Source organism: Lacticaseibacillus songhuajiangensis (genome assembly GCF_003946025.1).
GTDB classification, from domain to species: domain Bacteria; phylum Bacillota; class Bacilli; order Lactobacillales; family Lactobacillaceae; genus Lacticaseibacillus; species Lacticaseibacillus songhuajiangensis.
The window spans coordinates 1-18,269 of sequence record NZ_RHNR01000018.1 but is presented as its reverse complement, the minus strand read 5'-3'; the positions used below and the strand labels follow the sequence as shown (position 1 = coordinate 18,269).

Annotated in this window: 20 protein-coding genes; 14 read left to right on the top strand and 6 right to left on the bottom strand. The window is 53.8% G+C overall.

Going from position 1 to position 18,269, the window contains the following annotated elements:
* The first annotated feature begins 98 nt into the window (after positions 1-98).
* The 3 genes from EKM97_RS05900 (at position 99) to EKM97_RS05890 (ending at position 1,638) form a co-directional block, all read left to right on the top strand.
* A complete protein-coding gene (locus EKM97_RS05900) occupies positions 99-611 on the top strand; it encodes a hypothetical protein (RefSeq protein WP_125571457.1) in 513 nt (170 codons plus the stop codon).
* A gap of 141 nt (positions 612-752) precedes the next feature.
* The gene (locus EKM97_RS05895; protein WP_125571456.1) at positions 753-1,025 is read left to right on the top strand and encodes a hypothetical protein; all 273 of its coding nucleotides are present in this window, start codon (positions 753-755) and stop codon (positions 1,023-1,025) included.
* Position 1,026: 1 nt separating this feature from the next.
* A complete protein-coding gene (locus EKM97_RS05890) occupies positions 1,027-1,638 on the top strand; it encodes a CatB-related O-acetyltransferase (RefSeq protein WP_225419226.1) in 612 nt (203 codons plus the stop codon).
* Here EKM97_RS05890 and EKM97_RS05885 read toward each other — a convergent pair.
* The 4 genes from EKM97_RS05885 to EKM97_RS05870 form a co-directional block, all read right to left on the bottom strand.
* The gene (locus EKM97_RS05885) at positions 1,633-1,830 is read right to left on the bottom strand and encodes a Rossmann-fold NAD(P)-binding domain-containing protein (RefSeq protein WP_125571453.1); all 198 of its coding nucleotides are present in this window, start codon (positions 1,828-1,830) and stop codon (positions 1,633-1,635) included. The genes EKM97_RS05890 and EKM97_RS05885 overlap by 6 nt on opposite strands.
* A gap of 107 nt (positions 1,831-1,937) precedes the next feature.
* On the bottom strand, positions 1,938-2,687 hold the full coding sequence (locus tag EKM97_RS05880; protein WP_125571452.1) for a hypothetical protein: 750 nt from the start codon (positions 2,685-2,687) through the stop codon (positions 1,938-1,940).
* Entirely contained in the window at positions 2,668-3,837 is a 1,170-nt protein-coding gene (locus EKM97_RS05875) for a hypothetical protein (RefSeq protein WP_164507456.1), read from the bottom strand. Before EKM97_RS05875 ends, EKM97_RS05880 begins: the two co-directional genes overlap by 20 nt.
* A gap of 160 nt (positions 3,838-3,997) precedes the next feature.
* Complete coding sequence (locus tag EKM97_RS05870; protein WP_191985986.1) at positions 3,998-5,113, bottom strand: low temperature requirement protein A; 1,116 nt, start codon at positions 5,111-5,113, stop codon at positions 3,998-4,000.
* A 117-nt stretch (positions 5,114-5,230) separates the two neighbouring features.
* Between EKM97_RS05870 and EKM97_RS05865 the strand changes: the two genes are divergently transcribed.
* Positions 5,231-6,082 (top strand): aldo/keto reductase, encoded by an 852-nt coding sequence (locus EKM97_RS05865; protein WP_125571450.1) that lies wholly within the window; start codon positions 5,231-5,233, stop codon positions 6,080-6,082.
* Here the strand turns inward: EKM97_RS05865 and EKM97_RS05860 are convergent.
* Positions 6,076-6,957, bottom strand: coding sequence for a LysR family transcriptional regulator (locus tag EKM97_RS05860; RefSeq protein ID WP_125571486.1), 882 nt, complete (start codon positions 6,955-6,957; stop codon positions 6,076-6,078). The two genes, EKM97_RS05865 and EKM97_RS05860, sit on opposite strands and share 7 nt — an antisense overlap.
* Positions 6,958-7,061: 104 nt before the next feature.
* Here EKM97_RS05860 and EKM97_RS12160 point away from each other — a divergent pair, with 104 nt between their 5' ends.
* From EKM97_RS12160 to EKM97_RS05830, 6 genes are all read left to right on the top strand, one after another.
* On the top strand, positions 7,062-7,619 hold the full coding sequence (locus tag EKM97_RS12160) for a DapH/DapD/GlmU-related protein (protein ID WP_318530773.1): 558 nt from the start codon (positions 7,062-7,064) through the stop codon (positions 7,617-7,619).
* 16 nt (positions 7,620-7,635) lie between these two features.
* A complete protein-coding gene (locus EKM97_RS05850; RefSeq protein WP_125571448.1) occupies positions 7,636-8,379 on the top strand; it encodes an SDR family oxidoreductase in 744 nt (247 codons plus the stop codon).
* A 12-nt stretch (positions 8,380-8,391) separates the two neighbouring features.
* Positions 8,392-9,036 (top strand): NAD(P)H-binding protein, encoded by a 645-nt coding sequence (locus tag EKM97_RS05845; RefSeq protein WP_125571447.1) that lies wholly within the window; start codon positions 8,392-8,394, stop codon positions 9,034-9,036.
* A gap of 111 nt (positions 9,037-9,147) precedes the next feature.
* On the top strand, positions 9,148-10,161 hold the full coding sequence (locus tag EKM97_RS05840; RefSeq protein WP_225419225.1) for an alpha/beta hydrolase: 1,014 nt from the start codon (positions 9,148-9,150) through the stop codon (positions 10,159-10,161).
* 172 nt (positions 10,162-10,333) lie between these two features.
* Positions 10,334-10,696 (top strand): BlaI/MecI/CopY family transcriptional regulator, encoded by a 363-nt coding sequence (locus tag EKM97_RS05835; protein ID WP_164507455.1) that lies wholly within the window; start codon positions 10,334-10,336, stop codon positions 10,694-10,696.
* A 14-nt stretch (positions 10,697-10,710) separates the two neighbouring features.
* The gene (locus tag EKM97_RS05830) at positions 10,711-11,820 is read left to right on the top strand and encodes a M56 family metallopeptidase (RefSeq protein WP_125571445.1); all 1,110 of its coding nucleotides are present in this window, start codon (positions 10,711-10,713) and stop codon (positions 11,818-11,820) included.
* A 78-nt stretch (positions 11,821-11,898) separates the two neighbouring features.
* On the opposite strand, the gene EKM97_RS05825 is transcribed toward EKM97_RS05830, so the two are convergent.
* Positions 11,899-13,188, bottom strand: a complete 1,290-nt coding sequence (locus EKM97_RS05825) for an adenylosuccinate synthase (protein ID WP_125571444.1) — start codon at positions 13,186-13,188, stop codon at positions 11,899-11,901.
* 226 nt (positions 13,189-13,414) lie between these two features.
* Here EKM97_RS05825 and EKM97_RS05820 point away from each other — a divergent pair, with 226 nt between their 5' ends.
* The 4 genes from EKM97_RS05820 (at position 13,415) to EKM97_RS05805 (ending at position 17,988) form a co-directional block, all read left to right on the top strand.
* Complete coding sequence (locus EKM97_RS05820; protein WP_125571443.1) at positions 13,415-14,116, top strand: response regulator transcription factor; 702 nt, start codon at positions 13,415-13,417, stop codon at positions 14,114-14,116.
* The gene (locus tag EKM97_RS05815) at positions 14,109-15,080 is read left to right on the top strand and encodes a sensor histidine kinase (protein WP_164507454.1); all 972 of its coding nucleotides are present in this window, start codon (positions 14,109-14,111) and stop codon (positions 15,078-15,080) included. Before EKM97_RS05820 ends, EKM97_RS05815 begins: the two co-directional genes overlap by 8 nt.
* Before the next feature lie 116 nt (positions 15,081-15,196).
* The gene (locus EKM97_RS05810) at positions 15,197-15,967 is read left to right on the top strand and encodes an ABC transporter ATP-binding protein (protein WP_125571441.1); all 771 of its coding nucleotides are present in this window, start codon (positions 15,197-15,199) and stop codon (positions 15,965-15,967) included.
* Entirely contained in the window at positions 15,967-17,988 is a 2,022-nt protein-coding gene (locus EKM97_RS05805) for an FtsX-like permease family protein (protein ID WP_125571440.1), read from the top strand. Before EKM97_RS05810 ends, EKM97_RS05805 begins: the two co-directional genes overlap by 1 nt.
* Positions 17,989-18,269: the final 281 nt, after the last annotated feature.

Here is an 18,269-nt window from a genome sequence, read left to right as displayed (position 1 = left end):
AAAACCGATTTAACATCTCAGCAACATCTCGTGAACAATTCGCTAATACCCGCTGGTTATACTGACTTTGTTAATTAAGTCAAAGGAGATTCCTCAACATGTCAGATAACAACTTCATCGCTTACGAATACCTCGAACAACGCATCCCCAAGTCCATGCAAAACGCCTACCTCGATGGCTACACCAACTTCGGCTGGACGGTCACTGACCGCACGCCCGACATTGGCAAAAACACGGTTACCTTAAAACTCAAGCGCAATCGCAGCCTGCCAGAAAAGGCAGCCTTGAACCGCCTGCAAAAACAATTCGAACAGGAAATGGCCGCAGCGGCCGCAATGGAAAGTAGCAAAACCTCCGTTCCCACCATGGTGGCCTTAGGAGTCGGGCTACTAGGTACAGTTTTCATGGGCGGTTCCGTTTTCGCCTACATCGGCGGCCTACTACTAGTCTCAATCATCTTAGCTGTACCTGGATTTATTGGCTGGGCGTTGGGTTACTTCAGCTTCAATTGGGCACAAACGCGCCGCGCGCAAAAACTAGCGCCTGTTCTCGAACAGACTTATGACACCGCCGCTGACTATTGCAAACAGGCTTTTCAACTCATGCATTAGGGAGGCTCGTCATGAATCTAAGCAAACTGCTCATCTTCACCGCTCTCTGCGGTGGCCTGGCGACTTACTGGCACCATTACCGCCGCCAGCGACCAACACTCAAAATGCCCATTAAGCACACAAAATAAGGAGAATTCAACTATGTTAACCATCATTACTGCAGTTATTATCGGCGCACTCATGGGTGCATTCGTTTACGGCTTCGATTACCTGATTCACGGCAAAAATATTGCCATCTTGCTGACCAATTTCATTTTCGGTGCACTCGGCAGCTACTCCGGTACCTACTTAGTCAACTATGGTCCGCACGTCTTCGGTGTCGACATTCTGCCAACACTCGCCGGTGGGATCGTGCTCAGTTTCGTCATGACTTATGCCATTCGCCGCTTCATTTTACGTAAGGAGGTTGCTTAATATGTGGGTTGAAGAGCAAAACTTAGCTGCAAACATCATCACGGGTCGGCATAATTTTTACGATGCGGCCGCTGGCACTGATTTTGGCAGCGACAACGTTCTGTATAACCGACCCGGCCATAATCGCCTCATCATCGGCAGTTTTTGCAGCTTCGCACGCAATGTCCGCTTCATCATGGGTGCTGCCAACCACCCCATGAATACCTTCTCGACGTTTATTTTCCCAGAACTCGACGCCAATTTAATCAGTAAACTAGGAATGAGCAAAGCCGATATGCCCGTCAAGCGGGACACTGTTATCGGCAATGACGTTTGGATTGGGCGGCACGCAGTCATTATGCCTGGCGTACACGTGGGTGACGGCGCAATCATCGGCGCCTACGCTTTAGTCACCAAGGACGTCCCCGCCTACGCAATTGTGGGTGGTAATCCTGCTAAAATCATTCGTTCCCGTTTTAATCAGGCTACAATTGACTGGCTGGAAGACTTTCAGTGGTGGCAATACGGTGATGATCTGCTGACACAACTGGTTCCGTTGCTGACTTCGGTGGACACCACATCTGCACGGCAGCAACTTGAGCAATTAGTTCGGCGGCAAGGTCTCGCTTCATAAACAGTGTCGTCGTCCGCTTGGTTTATTAGATAAAAACGAGTCGCAGCGCTGCGACCCGTTTTTTTGAATATGAATTGCCACATCTGTGATATTGATTCCCATCATCACGCATAGCATCCTCGCCTGCGCCAACTGCAGTGCCGCGCTCTTGCCAATACCACTAGATGCTCCTGTAATCAAAATAACTGTCATGTTTGTTGCCTCCTGGATTTGATGTTGTCCCCATTATAGGAAGCAGCGCCGACCAAGCCCATGACATTTCGCGCCATTATTCAACGGCCGGTAATTAACTACATGCGTCACCACATAAACAATACAAATCCAACACAAACGATACGCCAAACCAATTCATAGCTCAGCAGCACAAACCAAAAATTACGCCAACGAGAATACACTAACAGCGAGGCGATTGCAGGTACGCCAAGCACCAGCAAATTACGTACAAATGTCGGTTGCAAACTAGTTGTTCCCAGTCCTGCCGCCAGCACGCCTAACGCCAGATAAAGCACCCACCGCCATGACAACCGCACGCGATCTTCGAAAGCAATCAATACGGTTAACAACACCAATAGCACAGTCGCCAGCGTTAGCAACTCACGCACTGCAACAACCCCAATTAAGCTAAAATCAAACCACTGGATATCCGCAATGACGTCACTATTGAGCCAGGTCCAAGGCAATTGATTAGCAGCAGTAGTCAGTCCCCAGCGTAATGCCGCCATGACCACGGACAGTGGCACTAAGCACCACCAATCGCGAGCCGATAAGTGCTGCAAGAGCGCCCGCCAAAGATTACGGCCACCAATCACTGTTATCAGTAACGTGATGATTAGTGTCCCGGCTAGCGGCCCAGCAAGCAGCTGCAGTACAAGATGTGTACTGACATCCACCGTCTTAACATCATAAACTGACACTGCAGCAAAATTAGCCAGGGGATTGCGGGTATTACCAGCCAAGTAAGTCAGCCAGAAACCGCACACTAATATCGTGACTTGCAACCATGATAAATGATGACGAACTTTTGCTGATTTAACGTTTGGCGTTTGCATGACTCTTCACCTTCTTCACCGATTTGTGTGTCTTCTGAGCACGTTTTTCCTGACTCCGGTAGTAATCGACCACATCTTTGATATCAAGCGTCAAAACGCGATCCGTCTTGCGTTGCGATTTGCGGCGGTACGGCTGTGCCGCACCCTCAAAAGCCATGTATAGTTTCCCGCGGTACGCTGTAATCTGTTCGAGATGCGGTGGCGCAGTGATGGTCATCAATGCTTTATCTTCGCTGTACGTTCCGGTTTGTTGCCTGAATAAATAGATATGTGAGTTGCGAGATCCATACGACTGCGACAAGACAACATAACCCTTGTAAATCGCTAAACCCTGAATCTGCTTTAGTAAGTTCTGGTTAGTCATCGCTTCGGCGTACACACGCCACGTCGTCCAAAATTCACTCGAAATGTCCTTGCCTGACACCCCGCCGTCTTTTTCCAAGTGGTACTTTTGCACGTATCCTAAGCCGCGACGGCGAAACAGGCCGACGTATAACTGATTCCGATAAACGGTGACATAAGATGCTCGCCCAATTGTACCCAGCACGGCTTCTTGATCATAAACAATTGGTTTAGCCGCCTTCTCGTTATAACTCGCAATCTGTTTCATCGTGATGCCGATGATACTGGCTTCGCCCTTACGTCGCCCGCAAATCAATACTTGGCCATGGCGCTTATCGTAAGCAATACCGCCGACATGCGGGTGTCCTTTAAGAACGATTGTCTTGAGGTAGCGATGTATTTTGAGACTTTGAACGTAAATTACCGACGCATGATGCTTGTAGTGATCATACGCCGTTGTGAGTAAGTATTTGCCCGCCGGTGTGACCCCCTGAGGCGTCATGCCTGTACACGTCTCAATTTTACCGGTGCGCAAATTACGCGTCCGTGTCGTCTTTAAACCGGGCTGCACAGCATATGTCCCAATGGCCGGAGTTTCAACATTGGCTTTGTCTTGACCACCGCCTGGCACCAAAAGGTACGTAAAGTCAGAATAATGACTAATTGTTTGTTGTACGTAGTGGTTGGAATAAATATTTTTAGTTGAAGTCACCAAGCTTGTGGTCTTGGGTTCACCCTCGCGCGGAAAGACATCTTGTGTCCCCAGCCCGTACGCTCTAAGTAACATGATGGATAATAACACGGTCAATGACAACGTCACAATGATAATGGCGGCATGCTTATTTCTCATAGTGTACCCCTGTGTTAGTTTAGTTAAGGCGTTAATTATAACGTTATTATTAACGCTAATAAAAAACGTATTATCGACCAAATGTACCCAGTTAATTATGTTCCACGTGAAACACACATTATTGACGCACCTGCTGTTTCTGCATGTGAGTCACCAAGATCACACTGCCCGCACTGGTCACAACCGCCGTCAGTAGGAGCACCAGCAACGGTTGCGTCATCTGCAAGCACAGCACCCAGCCCAGCGCCATGACCACCATGTAGCCCCAGTTCTGGCGCGCATGCCCCTGGTATTGCGGCTTGTTGTAGCGCTGCGCCAGCCAGATACCGAAGTTAAACAGCGTCAGGCCAACGTACAAGAAGCTCACGGCAAAAGCGTGGTTCGCCGTAGCATTCGTGACGAGTTCAATGGCGACGTTAATCATGCTCAGACCGAAGATAATTGGGTAGTGCAAGTAAATGAGCAAATTGCCCGTTTGGCCTTGCCGGTGGTCGTCAATCAAGTGGTCAAACTGCGTAATGTAGGCAAAGAACAGCGTTGCCACGATGACAAAAATCAGTACCGATGTAATGGAGAAGCTGCTTTCTGTGAAGAAGCCGGCAATCCCGACAATGACTTCCCCGAACAACACAATCGTCAAACTCGTCAAGCGCTCAAGCAGATGTGCAAAGATAATCGGGTGCTTACTCGTCGCAAAACCGGTGAAGCTCGGCGCAACCCAACTGACAATCACCCCAATCAGTGCGCAAACGATGTCGGCTTGCGGCGGCAATACCCCTGCCAGTAGCAGACTGCCCGTGCGTAGCGCCAAAATGCCGAGAAAGAGCTGCGCAATTTTGCGGTCAACGGCTTGATCCGTCCGCAACACCACCAGTAAGTATTGGAGAAATAAGGTCAGCGAGAGTAGGCCAGCCGCGATGAAAAACGGGCGCAGACTGCACGCCGCCCCGTTGCCGAATGCATTCGACATGTAGAGCACAATCATCATGTCCACGAAGGCAAAGCCGATGTCTATCAACGACGACTCACCAAAACGATTAGTGAAGACGCTCTGCACCATCCACGAATTAATGAACACGATGATAATGAAGGCGAAGAGCAATAGGGAACTTGGCGCAATGATACCGTGCTGCAAGTGCCGCAACAAGCTCGTTGCCTGGGCAATCATGTATACGAACACCAAATCATAGAACAACTCAATCATCGAAACACGCTTAGTATCTGGCTGCGACACGGCGGCTTCCTCCTTTAACTATAACCAATTCGTATGCTTACACCCCCAATATAAGCATTAGACATTAACTGATTTTCTCCTTAAGCTGATGACAAAATCACTTAGGGAGGCAACCTAATGCAACAGCTTCAACTTAACAACGGCGTCACCATGCCCCAACTCGGCTACGGCGTCTTTCAAATCGACGACTTAGCGCAATGTGAGCAGAGCGTACTCGACGCCCTGCAGACCGGCTACCGGCTCATCGACACGGCCGCCTGCTATGGCAATGAGGCCGCGGTCGGTCGGGCCATTGCCAAAAGCGGCGTGCCGCGGCGCGAGATTTTCATCTCCAGCAAGGTCTGGATTCAAGACAGTGGCTACGACAAAACCATGGCATCCTTCCGGAAGACGCTCGAGAACCTGCAAACCGACTACTTAGACCTCTACCTCATCCACATGCCTTACGGCGACTATTTCGGCAGCTGGCGTGCGCTGCAAGATCTGTACCGCGCCGGCAAAATTCGGGCAATTGGCGTCTGCAACTTCCTGCCGGACCGTCTGGTTGACCTCATCGCGTCCTTCGACATCGTACCTGCAATCAACCAAATCGAGCTACACCCCTTCGCTCAGCGCCACGACCTGCGTGAACTCATGGACAAGTACCGCATCACGCCGATGGCCTGGGCACCCTTTGCAGAAGGTCAGCACCACTTGTTCACCGACCCAACGCTGAGTGCAATCGGTGCGCAGTACGGCAAAACCGCAGCGCAGACCACTCTGCGCTGGCTCCTGCAGTCCGGCATCATCGCCATCCCCAAGTCCGTGCATCTTGAGCGCATCCGCCAAAACTTCGCGGTCTTCGACTTCACGCTTAGCGACAGTGACATGGCGCAGATTGCGGAACTCGACACTGGTCAACCATTAATTCTAGACGTGGCAACCTGCAAAGAGGCCTACCGTCTGCACGGTATTACCTTCGTTCAGTAATCACTAGGCAGAATCGCGCGCAGCGTATTCAAAAACGCGGTGGCTGCTGGCGATAACGGGCTGTGCTGCAGCCACACAATACTTGAATGGGCCTCTAGTCGCGGCGTCAGCGGCACAAACACCAAGTCGGAATTAGCCGTGTTGATGATGCCATCGAGGCACAGCGCAGCTCCCACACCCGCCGCCACCATGATTGCGGCGTTATAGAGCAAATTGTAGCTCGCCACCACGTTCAGCTTAACCTCACTACTGCCGAGCCAGTCGCTAAGATAATCAATGCTGCCATGCTGCTGCGGCATGATGAGCCGCTGACCAGTTAAATCAGCGGCAGTGATGGCCGTCTTCTGGGCCAGCGGTGAATCCCGCTGCACCAACACCCCCCACGCTGTAGTCCCCGGCAGACTAATGAAGTCCTGATCATCTTTAGCGAGAGGCTCCATCACCACGCCAAAATCGAAGACACCGGCCGCCAGCTTCTGGTTCACCTCGTTCGCGTCAGTGCTGTAGAGCCCGACGCGCACGCCCGGCGCCGTTTTGGCTAGCTGGGCAATCGCCTTGGCAACAGACGTCATCATCGGTGCCTCCGCGCTGCCAATCAGAATGCTACCGGTCAATTCCGGCGTTTGGTTGACGTTGGCAACCGTCTTATCAGCTAGTTGCACAATCTGCTGCGCCTGCTTGGCAAAATATTCGCCGGCACTCGTTAGATCAATGCTGCGACTGCCGCGTTCAAACAACGTCACCCCAAGTTCATTTTCTAAGTCCTTGAGTTGGCGCGAAATCGTTGGCTGGGACACATGCAGTTTGTCCGCGGCGCGCGAAATATTGCGCTCATTAACGACCATCAAGAAATAACGTAACACCCGTAATTCCATGCGTTCATCCCCATGCATTTTAGGCATAGTATAGCATCAAATTTAGGAATTAGACATGTATCCGACCGCATTCTATCATGAACTCATCACAAGGAGGCACGCACGTGAACCTAGACGATTTAATTAACGCCGGTCCAGTTGTTTGGGCCGGCGACACAGCCGCGGCAACGGACGCGGTTGTGGCAGAAACTGGCAACCACCTGATCGATTTTAACCAGGCGCGCACCGCTGCGGAACGCCGCATCATCCTGGCAGACATTCTCGGCTACAACCTGCCGGCTAGCAGCGTTATCAATCCACCTTTCCAGACGGATTTTGGCCGGCACACCATCATCGGGGAGCACGTCTTCATCAATCGCGAGAACTTCTTCGTTGATCTGGGCGGCATCACCATTGAAGATGACGTGCTGCTCGGCCCGCGCGTCACCCTCATCTCGGTCAACCATCAGGAAGACCCGGCGCACCGCCGCGACCTCGTCCTTAAGTCCGTGCGCATCTGCCGCGGCGCCTGGCTGGGCGCCAACGTCACCGTCGTCCCCGGGGTCACCATCGGTGCTAACGCCATCGTGGCCGCCGGTGCGGTCGTCACCAAGGATGTACCGGCTAATGCCATGGTCGGCGGCGTGCCCGCGCACTTCATTCGCAACGTTCAAACTCATTAATAAGGAGAAACTCAATATGATTAAAGATAAAGTTGTTGTTATCACCGGCGCTTCCAGCGGTATCGGCGCGGAAACCGCCAAGTTGCTCGCGAGCCAGGGCGCAAAAGTCGTCCTCGGTGCCCGCCGCGAAGACAAGCTCAAGGCACTGACTGATGCCATCATCGACGCCGGTGGCCAAGCCGTCTACCGCGTCACCGACGTTACTCGCCCAGCTGACAACGAAAACCTCGTGCAGCTCGCTAAGGATGCGTTCGGCGGCATCGACGTGATGTTCCTAAACGCTGGCCTGATGCCCAACTCCCCACTGTCCGCCCTCAAGGTCGACGAGTGGAACCGCATGGTAGACGTTAACCTCAAGGGCGTACTCAATGGCATCGCCGCCGCCCTGCCAACTTTTAAGGGTCAAAAGTCTGGCCACTTCATCGCCACCAGTTCCGTTGCCGGCCTCAAGGCTTACCCTGGCGGCGCGGTTTACGGCGCAACCAAGTGGGCCGTCCGCGACCTGATGGAAGTGCTGCGCATGGAAGCCGCCCAGGAAGGCAGTCACATCCGCACTGCCACCATCTACCCAGCGGCCATCAAGACCGAACTGCTCGACACCATCACCGACAAGGCTTCAGCTAAAGGCATGCAAGAAGTCTACGATAGCTACGAAATCGGCGCCGACCGCATTGCCAAGGTGGTGGCTTTTGCTATCGACATGCCGGCCGACACTAACGTCAATGAATTCACAGTTGGCCCAACCGACCAGCCATGGTAAGAAAGGATTCCCATGCGCAAAATTCTAATTCTCGGCGCACACGGCGCCACCGCCCAAATCGTCACCGATCGCTTGCTGGCCGAAACGCAAGATACGCTTGTCCTCTTCCTGCGCAACGCCGCGCGCCTCAACCGCTATGCCGCTAACCCGCGCGTCACCATCATTGATGGCGACGCCCAAGACGCTACCGCACTCGCAAATGCAATGGCAGACGTGGACATTGTCTACTCTAACCTTGGCGGCGCTGACCTCGCTAAATCTGCCGCTGGGGTGCTTAGCGCTATGAAGCAGACGGGCCGCAAGCGCCTAATTTTCTACAGTGCACTCGGCGCCTTGCACGAAGTTCCCGGTAAGTTTGGGGAGTGGAACGAACTGGCCATTGCCGCCTACCTGCCCGGCTTTCGCGATTCTGCGGCCTTGATTGCCGCTCATCCGGAGATTAACACCACGCAGCTGCGACCCGCATGGCTGACGGATAATGGCGAAATCGACTACGAAACTACCGGCGCCAATGAAGCCTTCAAGGGTACCGAAGTTTCCCGGCAGAGCGTCGCCGACTTCATCGTGCGGGTCATTAAGGATCCCGCGCTCTACCCAAATGACAGCATTGGCTTGAACAAACCGAACACCGCTGGCGACAAGCCGGCATGGGTTTAGATAAGCAACGTTAAAATAACAACAAACAGTTGTATTTCCGCCGCAGGATAATATAATTAAAGCAAAGTCTTGGGGGCTGGAATGCGTCATAACAGAAACAGAGATGGCACTATGACAGAATTTTTGAATAACCCTGAGTACCCGGCTGGTCGCGCCAACGTCGCCGCGCGTAACCCTGAACTGCCAACCGGCAATCGGCACCACGGTGCGAACAATTGGTACACCAGCGATGCGGTAGACATGCAGCCAGTCACCTTTAGCAACGTCTACGGCATGCAACTAGCCGGTAATCTCTTCACCCCGAAGGCGCTAGATAAGACGACTAAGTCCGCTGCGCTCGTTGTGGGCGCACCCAACGGCGCCGTAAAGGAACAGGCTGCAAACCTCTACGCCACCAAGATGGCCGAAGCAGGTTTCGTTGCGCTAGCTTTTGACCAGGTTTTCTGGGGCGAGAGTGAAGGCCGTCTGCGCAATGCCATGGCACCAGATCTCTACTCCGAGAGTTTCTCCGCTGGCGCCGACTACCTGGGCCAGCTGAGCTTCGTTGATGCCAAGCGCATCGGCGTACTGGGCATCTGCGCGTCCGGCAGTTTTGCCATTAATGAAGCCAAAATTGACACCCGCCTAAAGGCCATCGCGACCGTCAGCCTCACCGATATGGGTGCTGTTGCCCGTGGCCAGCGGGACATGATGGGCGGCCACGCCATGGTTGATGAAGCAGCTGCGCAGCGCGACGTGGAAGCTGCTGGTAGCGCCATCGCCTACACCTCCGGCACACCCGAAACCATTGACGAAAGCTCTGATGCTTTTGCCACTGAGTTCTACGACTTCTACCGCACCCAGCGCGGCGCGGCGGATACGACGACTCACCCGACACTGACGACTTTTGCTAAGTTGCTCAACTTCTACTCACTCAGCGACGTGGAGACCATCTCGCCGCGGCCATTGCTCTTTGTTGCCGGCGATCAGGCGATGTCCCTCGGTTTCAGTGAGGAGGCTTATGCAAAGGCAGCCGAACCTAAGGAGCTCTACAAAGTTCCTGGCGCGGGGCACGTTGATTTGTATGACCGCACCGAACTGATTCCATTTAGCAAGCTGAGCGATTTCTTTAAAGCAAACCTGTAATAACCCTTATCCTGTCCATGAATTGGCGCTAACCGCGCGGTCCGTGGACAGGATTTTTTTACTATTGCGCTTTTATGACTCCTTGTCACTTAAATGTAAAAATCCACACTCTCCCTATTTTTAGCCATATTGGTTATACTATTAGTAAGTAGTCATTAGGGGGAAAATGAACATGACAGAAAAGATTCGGCTGACGCGCCGTGAAGAAGACATTTTGAAGGTGCTCTGGGCTAGCGATAAGCCACTGGCCGCGCACGCGGTGTCCGATCAGGCAGATATCAGCATGAACACGGTGCAGTCGGTGCTGCGCAAGTTGCTCAAGGCGGGTTACATCAAGGCCGCCAGCATCGGTTACAGTGGGACCGTGCTCACCCGCGAATACGTCGCAACGCTGACGGAGGAAGAATACTACGCCACCGTCATCAGCAGCAACGCGCTCAAGGGTCTCGTCGCACACTTCATCAACAAGGACGCCAAGGCTAGTGACCTCGACGACCTGCAGCAGCTCATCGACCAAGAGCGCGCGAATAACTAGTCGGGAGGTCGCCCATGCACCTGTCGCTCGCCTCATTCTTAATCACCCTGGTATACGGCTGCGTGCTGACCGGCCTGCTGCAACTACTGCTAACGCGCAAGCAATCGTACCGGGTGTTTCGCATTGACTTCATTGCGGCCTTTGCCATCATCGCCTTGGTGCGGATGGTCTTGCCACTGGAATTCATTAATACGCATACTTTCGCATCGCTGACCATCGTGCCGGCGATTTTCACTTTTCTGGCAGCACCGCTGCTTGGCGCCTTTAGCATTGGCAAAATGCTGGCGCTTATCTGGGGGCTAGGCAGTTTGGTCGGTATCGGGCGGCTCGTCATACGCACCCGCCGCTTGAACCACGCCATCCAGCACTTAGCAGAAGCAAGACTGCCAGAGACTTTTGCGGTGCCTCAAGGCGTGCGCGTGGCGCGCATGCACGGCGCCGTATCGCCATTCGTGTGCGGCGTGCGCCAGCCGCAACTGGTGCTTCCAGATTTGCCAATGGACGCGGCCACTTTGCGCAGCGTGCTCACGCATGAGTTCCAGCACGTGCGCAACCATGACGTGCTCTGGAAGTACCTGCTGGCCGTACTCGTGTGCGCCTACTGGTGGTTCCCGCCGATTTACCTGCTGCGGCGCCAGGTCAACCTCATCATCGAGATGCGCGTTGACCAGCAGGTCGTCCGCGCCGGTAACACCACCACCGCCTACGCACAAAATTTGCTCAACATCACCCGTGAGCTGCAGAAACAGCCCCAGACCGCTTACCAACCAGGACTGGCGGCACTACTACCGCAGTTCACGATGTTCGAAGGCGCCACGCTACGCGAGCGTATTGAGTTCATGCTGGCGGGGCGCCAGGTGCGGCGCACGCAACCGCTACTACTGGCACTCATCATTGCGGTGCCGCTATTGGCCAGTGCAGTGATTGTGGAACCGGACTTCTCTAACTATCCGGAGGTGCAAGAGAAGCTCGCCGGTACCTTCGAAATCATTCCCGGGCGCGATTTTGTTTACGAACACCAGGGAAAGTTCGCCTTGATGATTGATGGCAAGTACATGGGCCATCTTGATCAGAGAAGCATGCACGCAAAACCAATTAGTAAGCTAGACATCATTAAGCGCTAAAAAAGAGTCATCGCAAAATAATTGCGGTGACTCTTTTTGACGTTAATACTCAGGCGCTACCCGCATTGCGGTCTACGCTTACTTTGCCCAAATATCTTCCAGCACGTTCGTCTGGTCACGGTCTGGACCGACACTGAAGGTCAGCAGGTCAACACCGATGAGTTCAGCGAGGCGCTTGGTGTAGTTGCGCGCAGCTTCAGGCAGGTCAGCCAACGTCTTGGCGCCGGTGATGTCTTCCGTCCAACCAGGCATGTCTTCGTAAACTGGCGTGCAGTCGGCCAGTTCCTTGAGTGATGCTGGGAAACGCGTGATGATTTCACCGTTCGACTTCTTGTAAGCCGTGCAGATGCGCAGTGTGTCGAGGCCAGTCAGCACATCGATGGAGTTGATGCACAGGTCGGTAACACCGGCAACGCGCTTGGCATGGTTAACCACGACAGCGTCAAACCAGCCGATGCGCCGGGGACGTCCGGTAACGGTCCCGAATTCGTGGCCGGCGTTGCGGATGAAGTCACCCGTTTCGTTCAGCTGTTCAGTTGGGAATGGGCCATCCCCAACGCGGGAAGTGTAGGCCTTCACAACCCCAACAACGCGGTCGATGCGGGAAGCACCGACCCCGGAACCGGTGGAGACACCTCCAGCTGGGTTGGAGGAGGTGACAAATGGGTAAGTGCCCTGGTCCACGTCGAGCATGATGCCCTGCGCACCTTCAAACAGCACGTTTTCGCCAGCATCGAGTGCATCGTTCAGCACAACGGAGGTGTCGACAACGTACTTGGCCAACTGCTGACCGTAGGCGTAGTATTCGTCAAAAATCTGGTCGAAGTCCAGTGGATCGTGGTCATAAACCTTCGTGAGCAACACGTTCTTTTCGTCCAGGTTGGCCTTCAGCTTAGCTGCGAAGGTGTCCTTTTCGAGGAGGTCGGCAAAACGAATCCCAACGCGACCCGCTTTATCCATGTAGGCAGGGCCGATCCCGTGACCGGTCGTGCCAATTTTGCCATCACCCTTGGCCGCTTCCTGCAACTTGTCGAGCAGGATGTGGTAAGGCAAGATGACCTGGGCGCGATCACTGATGCGCAGGTTGTCGCCAGAGACGCCCTGTTCGTGCAGCCGGCCGAGTTCGCCGAGCAGGCTCTTCGGGTTCGCCACTACCCCGTTACCAATAACGGAGAGCTGGTCTTCGTAAAGGATGCCAGATGGTACAAGTTGCAACTTGTAAACCTGACCGTTCGCGTGGATAGTGTGGCCGGCGTTGTCGCCGCCCTGGTAGCGCGCCACAATCTTGGCGCCGCGGCTCATGAAGTCGGTAATCTTACCCTTACCTTCATCGCCCCACTGTGTACCAACGATAACTACTGTGCCCATAAAAAATACCCCTTCCTGGATATGCGTTTCAAAGCCTTAACCATGATAGCAATGTTTCCGAACGTAAACAAGCGGTATAGGTAGTTTGTGCGGATTTTTACGGGATATTGTTCGGGTTTTGCCTCTTCAAGCCCACAAATCCGAACATTTTGCCAAAATTTTCCCGACGGGCGATCGGCAAGCGAGCAAATGCTACACTTAAGCCAAATCACTCGAGGAGGCAAACATGCAGAAGATTTTTATTGTGGAGGATGATGCCGTCATCGCGCGCACTATCAGCCAATACCTGACGCAATGGGGTTATGCCGTGCAGATTGCCAACGATTTGACGGCGGTCGACGCCGAAATTCGCAACACATCGCCAAATTTGGTGCTGCTGGACGTGCGTCTGCCCTACTTTAACGGCTTCCACTGGCTCGAGCTGCTGCGAAAGCATTCGCACGTGCCGGTCATTTTTCTGACCAGCGCCAGCGAGGACATGAACCTTGTGCTTGCAATGAACATGGGCGCCGACGACTTCCTCGCTAAACCAGTTGAACTACCAGTGTTGCTGGCCAAAATTCAAGGTCTACTCCGCCGCGCCTACGAATACCAAGTTGATGGTAGTACCGACGGAAGTTACAGCAGTGGCCCCTTCACGCTGGCGGCGCTTGATAACCGGATCAGTAGCCAGTCTAAGCCCGGCAGCATCGACCTGTCGCCGACCGAAACTCGCATTTTGCGTCTCTTATTCGCCAACCCGCAGCAAGTTGTCTCCCGTGAAGCCATCATCACCCACCTTTGGGAAAGTGACGCCTTTATTGATCAGAACACGCTGGCGGTGACGATGACGCGCCTGCGTCAAAAGGTGGCACCAATTGAGCTGGATGACTGCATCCAAACCGTCCGCGGCCAAGGCTACCGCCTCGTGGTGCCGACCAATGAATAGCCTCTGGGAGTACCTGCGCAGTCGCCGTCTCGCCATTGGCGGCACCATCGGATTGTTCATCATTGCTGCTTGCACCTGGTGGCTCGAAGAACTGCCAGCCATCGCGCTTCTCGACCTGTGTCTATTCAGCGCGGTTCTGCTCATCCCGCTCATCACCGCTGATTTTCTGCGTTGGCGCCGGCGCCTGCAACTGCTACACACCTTGTCAGCAGCGGAGGCCACGCAACTGTCACCGTCTCCAGACGCGACACTGGTCGCCTATCAGCAGCTCCTAACGAAGGCTGTGGCTGGCCAAAAGACCGCGGAAGAGGCGGCTAAGGCGCAAACACATGCTTTTAACGAGCACTTCGGACTCTGGAGCCACCAGATGAAGACGCCGCTGGCAGCCCTGGACCTCCTGCTGCAGGTGAAGCCGGTCGACACCACTGCGGCGCGCGGCGAGGTGCGCAGTATTGAGCGTTACGTGCGTATGATGCTGACTTACGTCAAAATGGCAGACGTCAACATCGACCTCGTGCTGCAAAAGTTAGCACTGCTGCCGCTGGTGCAGCAGCAGTTACGCCAGCTCGCGCCCCTCTTCATCGGTAAGAACCTGGCCGTGCGCGTCGATGAACTACCACAAGTCGTGGGTGATAGTCAGTGGCTGAGCTTCATTCTGGAGCAAATTCTGACGAACGCCGCCAAATACACCAAAACTGGCAACGTGCACGTTTACTGGGACGGCGACTCCTTGGCAGTAACCGACACCGGCATGGGCATCATGGCGAGCGACCTGCCGCGCCTGTTTGACCCCGGTTTTTCCGGCTACAATGGCCGTTACAACCAGAAGGCCAGTGGCCTCGGGCTCTACATGAGTCAGACCATCGCCCACAAAATGGGGCTAAACATCACCGTTGACTCAACGCTTGGCCACGGCACGACCGTCCGCCTGCATTTTGCCCAGCAGGAGTGGCACAGCGAGTAAACTTACAGCATTGTAAGTTTGCCTGCATGCTTGTAAGTACCGCCGCATCAGGCTAGATGCTAGGGTAGAAGTATCAAGAAAGGTGCACGTTTCGTTGCGCCGGAAAGAAGATTCCCATGCCCTCATTACTCGAACTCAAACAAGTTGCCAAAACCTACCACGCCCGCTTCGGTGCCCGTAGCACGCATGCGCTGACCGATGTCTCGCTGACCGTGGAGGCCGGCGAGTACGTTGCCATTATGGGTGAATCTGGCTCTGGGAAGAGCACGCTGCTCAACCTGATTGCCGCTCTCGACAAGCCGACTTCCGGCAGCATCACTTTGAGCGGTCGCGAACTCGGTAACATCAAAGAACAAGACGCCGCCCGGTTCCGGCGTGAACACCTAGGCTTCATCTTCCAGGACTTCAACCTGCTCGACACCTTCAACGTCTACGACAACATTGCCCTGCCGCTGGTCCTGAGCAAGACCCCTGTTCCCGAGATGCAAAGGCGAATTGCCGATTTGGCGCCTAAACTCGGCCTAGCCGACAAGTTGCAGAAGTTCCCCTACGAGCTCTCCGGTGGCCAGCAGCAGCGCGTCGCTGCTGCTAGAGCACTCGTCACAAATCCCGAACTACTGCTGGCGGATGAACCTACCGGCGCGCTCGACTCCAAAACGGCCAACGCGTTATTGGAGCTCCTCGGCAATCTGAACACTGAAGGACAAACCATCCTGATGGTCACACATTCCGCGGTTGCAGCTAGTCACGCCCAGCGTATCCTCTTCATTCGCGACGGCCACATTTTCCACCAACTTTACCGTGGAGATATGAGCAACGACGAACTCCTCGTCAAGATTTCCAGCACAATGACCGCCATGCTCACGGGTAATAAGGAGGCGGAATAATGTTCTATCTCCGTCTTGCCGCCACTAACATTCGCGCCCACAAACGCATCTTCATCCCCTTCCTCGTGGCCACCATTTTCCTGACCGTCATGAACATCATCATGATTTCTGCCTACACCAGTGCTCATTCCATGTTCGCCGCCGGTAGCGCCGGCACCCGGACCGCAGCCGCCGAACTATTCAAGTATGGCAGTGTCGTCATGGCCATCTTCTCACTGATTATGGCCTGGTACGCCAACAGTTTCCTGCTCAAGCAACGCACCCGCCAACTCGCCCTGCAGAGCATTATTGGTTTCGGCAAGCGCGAACTGCGCCGCGTCGTCGCCGGTGAACTCGGCATCAGCTTGCTTATCACCCTGCTTGCCGGCAGTATCATCGGTACTGCCTTCGCCCGTCTCACCTATCTGCTTTTGGCCAAAATTTTGCAGGTGCCGCGGGGTACCGGCTTCGGCGTTTCACCTGTGCCCATTCTGATTACGGCGGGTATCATGCTGCTGATCTTCTGCTGGCTGTTTATCCTCGACAGCGTCTGGCTCGCACGACATAAGCCAATCGAGATGATGCGCGCCACCAGTGAAGGGGAACGCGAACCCAGGACACGCTGGCTATTGACGTTGATCGGCTTCATCGCACTTGCCGCCGGTTACGCTGTCGCCGTGGGTATCACCAAACCACTAGGCGCGATGCAATTCTTCCTGGTTGCCGTCATCCTAGTAATTATTGGCACCTACGCGCTCTTCATCGCCGGCTCCGTCTTCATCTGCAAACTGTTGCGGAAGAACAAGCACTATTATTATCAACCTGCCCACTTCATCAACACAGCCAACATGATCCACCGAATGCGCCAGAACGGGTCTGGATTGGCCTCAATCGCGATTCTAGCCACAATGACCTTAGTTACCATCGCCAGCACCTTCACCCTCTACAAGGGTGTTGATCAGATTGTGGCACTTGAAACACCGGTTGATCTGACCTACCAACTGCACGCGGACAAATCCTACGGTAATGTGCGCTACGAAAAGCAGGCCCAAGCAACCATTAGTAAGCTCGCCAAAAAGCAGCACCTAACCATCACCAGCAGCACGCCAGTCACCAGTTACGCCACAGTTCCAACTATTTCCAAAAATGGTAAACTGCGGCTGGCAAAAGATAGCGACTACTCAGGTTTGTTCGGACCAGACGACAACCTGAGCATGACCACCGTTACCACGGTAGCTGCCTACCGCCGACTGCACAGTTATTCCGGAAAACTCAAAAACACGCAGGTACTCTACTACACGAGTGCCGGCACACGGCCAAGCACCCTGCATCTTGGCGGCAACAATTTCACTACCGCGGCGGCGCAAAAATTGCCCTATGGTGACAGCAGTAACGGCCTGCACACGTCTTTGATTGTCTTCGCCAACGCAAATGTTCTGAAACGTGCCATGAGCGCATTTTCTAACGCGAACAAAGGCGTCCTGGACTACCTGCAAACTAGCACCATCGTATACATGAATCTCAGCGGTAGCGACAGCCAGCAGATGCATTTTGCCAAGGCTGTCCGCAAAAGTGAGCTTGCCGAATCTGGTTGGATTATCGGCGTCAATTCGCGCGCCGAATCCCGCGACAGCATCATGCAGTGGATGAGTGCCTTCCTCTTCATGGGCATCTTGCTTGGCCTGATGTTCATCATGGCCACCGCGCTCATCCTCTACTACAAGCAAGTTTCGGAAGGTCTAGCGGATGCCAAGCGTTATGCCATCTTACAGCAAGTCGGCCTCAGTCGCGCCGAGATTAAGAAGACCGTCAGCAGTCAACTGCTCACCCTCTTCTACGTGCCGCTCGTCGTCGCAGCCGTGCACACATTAGTTGCCGCACCCTTCGTGCAGCGCATTATGGTCCTGTTTGGCATCACGAACTGGCGAACTTACATGCTCATTATCGCCGGCACACTTGCTATTTTTGCCCTCGTCTACGTCCTGATGTACCGCATTACTTCTGGTGTTTACTACCGCATTGTAGCGGAACGCAAGCAATAAATAGCTTTCACAAAAACGAACGTCACTGTGCTTCCTGAATTAGGAAATGTCGCGACGTTCGTTTTTTTGACTAACTTGCTGACAATTTGGTGGCACCATTAATCTAGGAAAATCCATAATGGTATATATCCAACTTTTGATGCCGCTAACATTTTAAATTGTATTCTAATTACTCTTCCCGTAACATTAGTTATTGAAACCTGGATTATTCACCTCGGTATTTGGGACATGAAATCGCATCTGGCCGGTCTGAAAGCAACGTTTGGAGCGTTGCGAATACT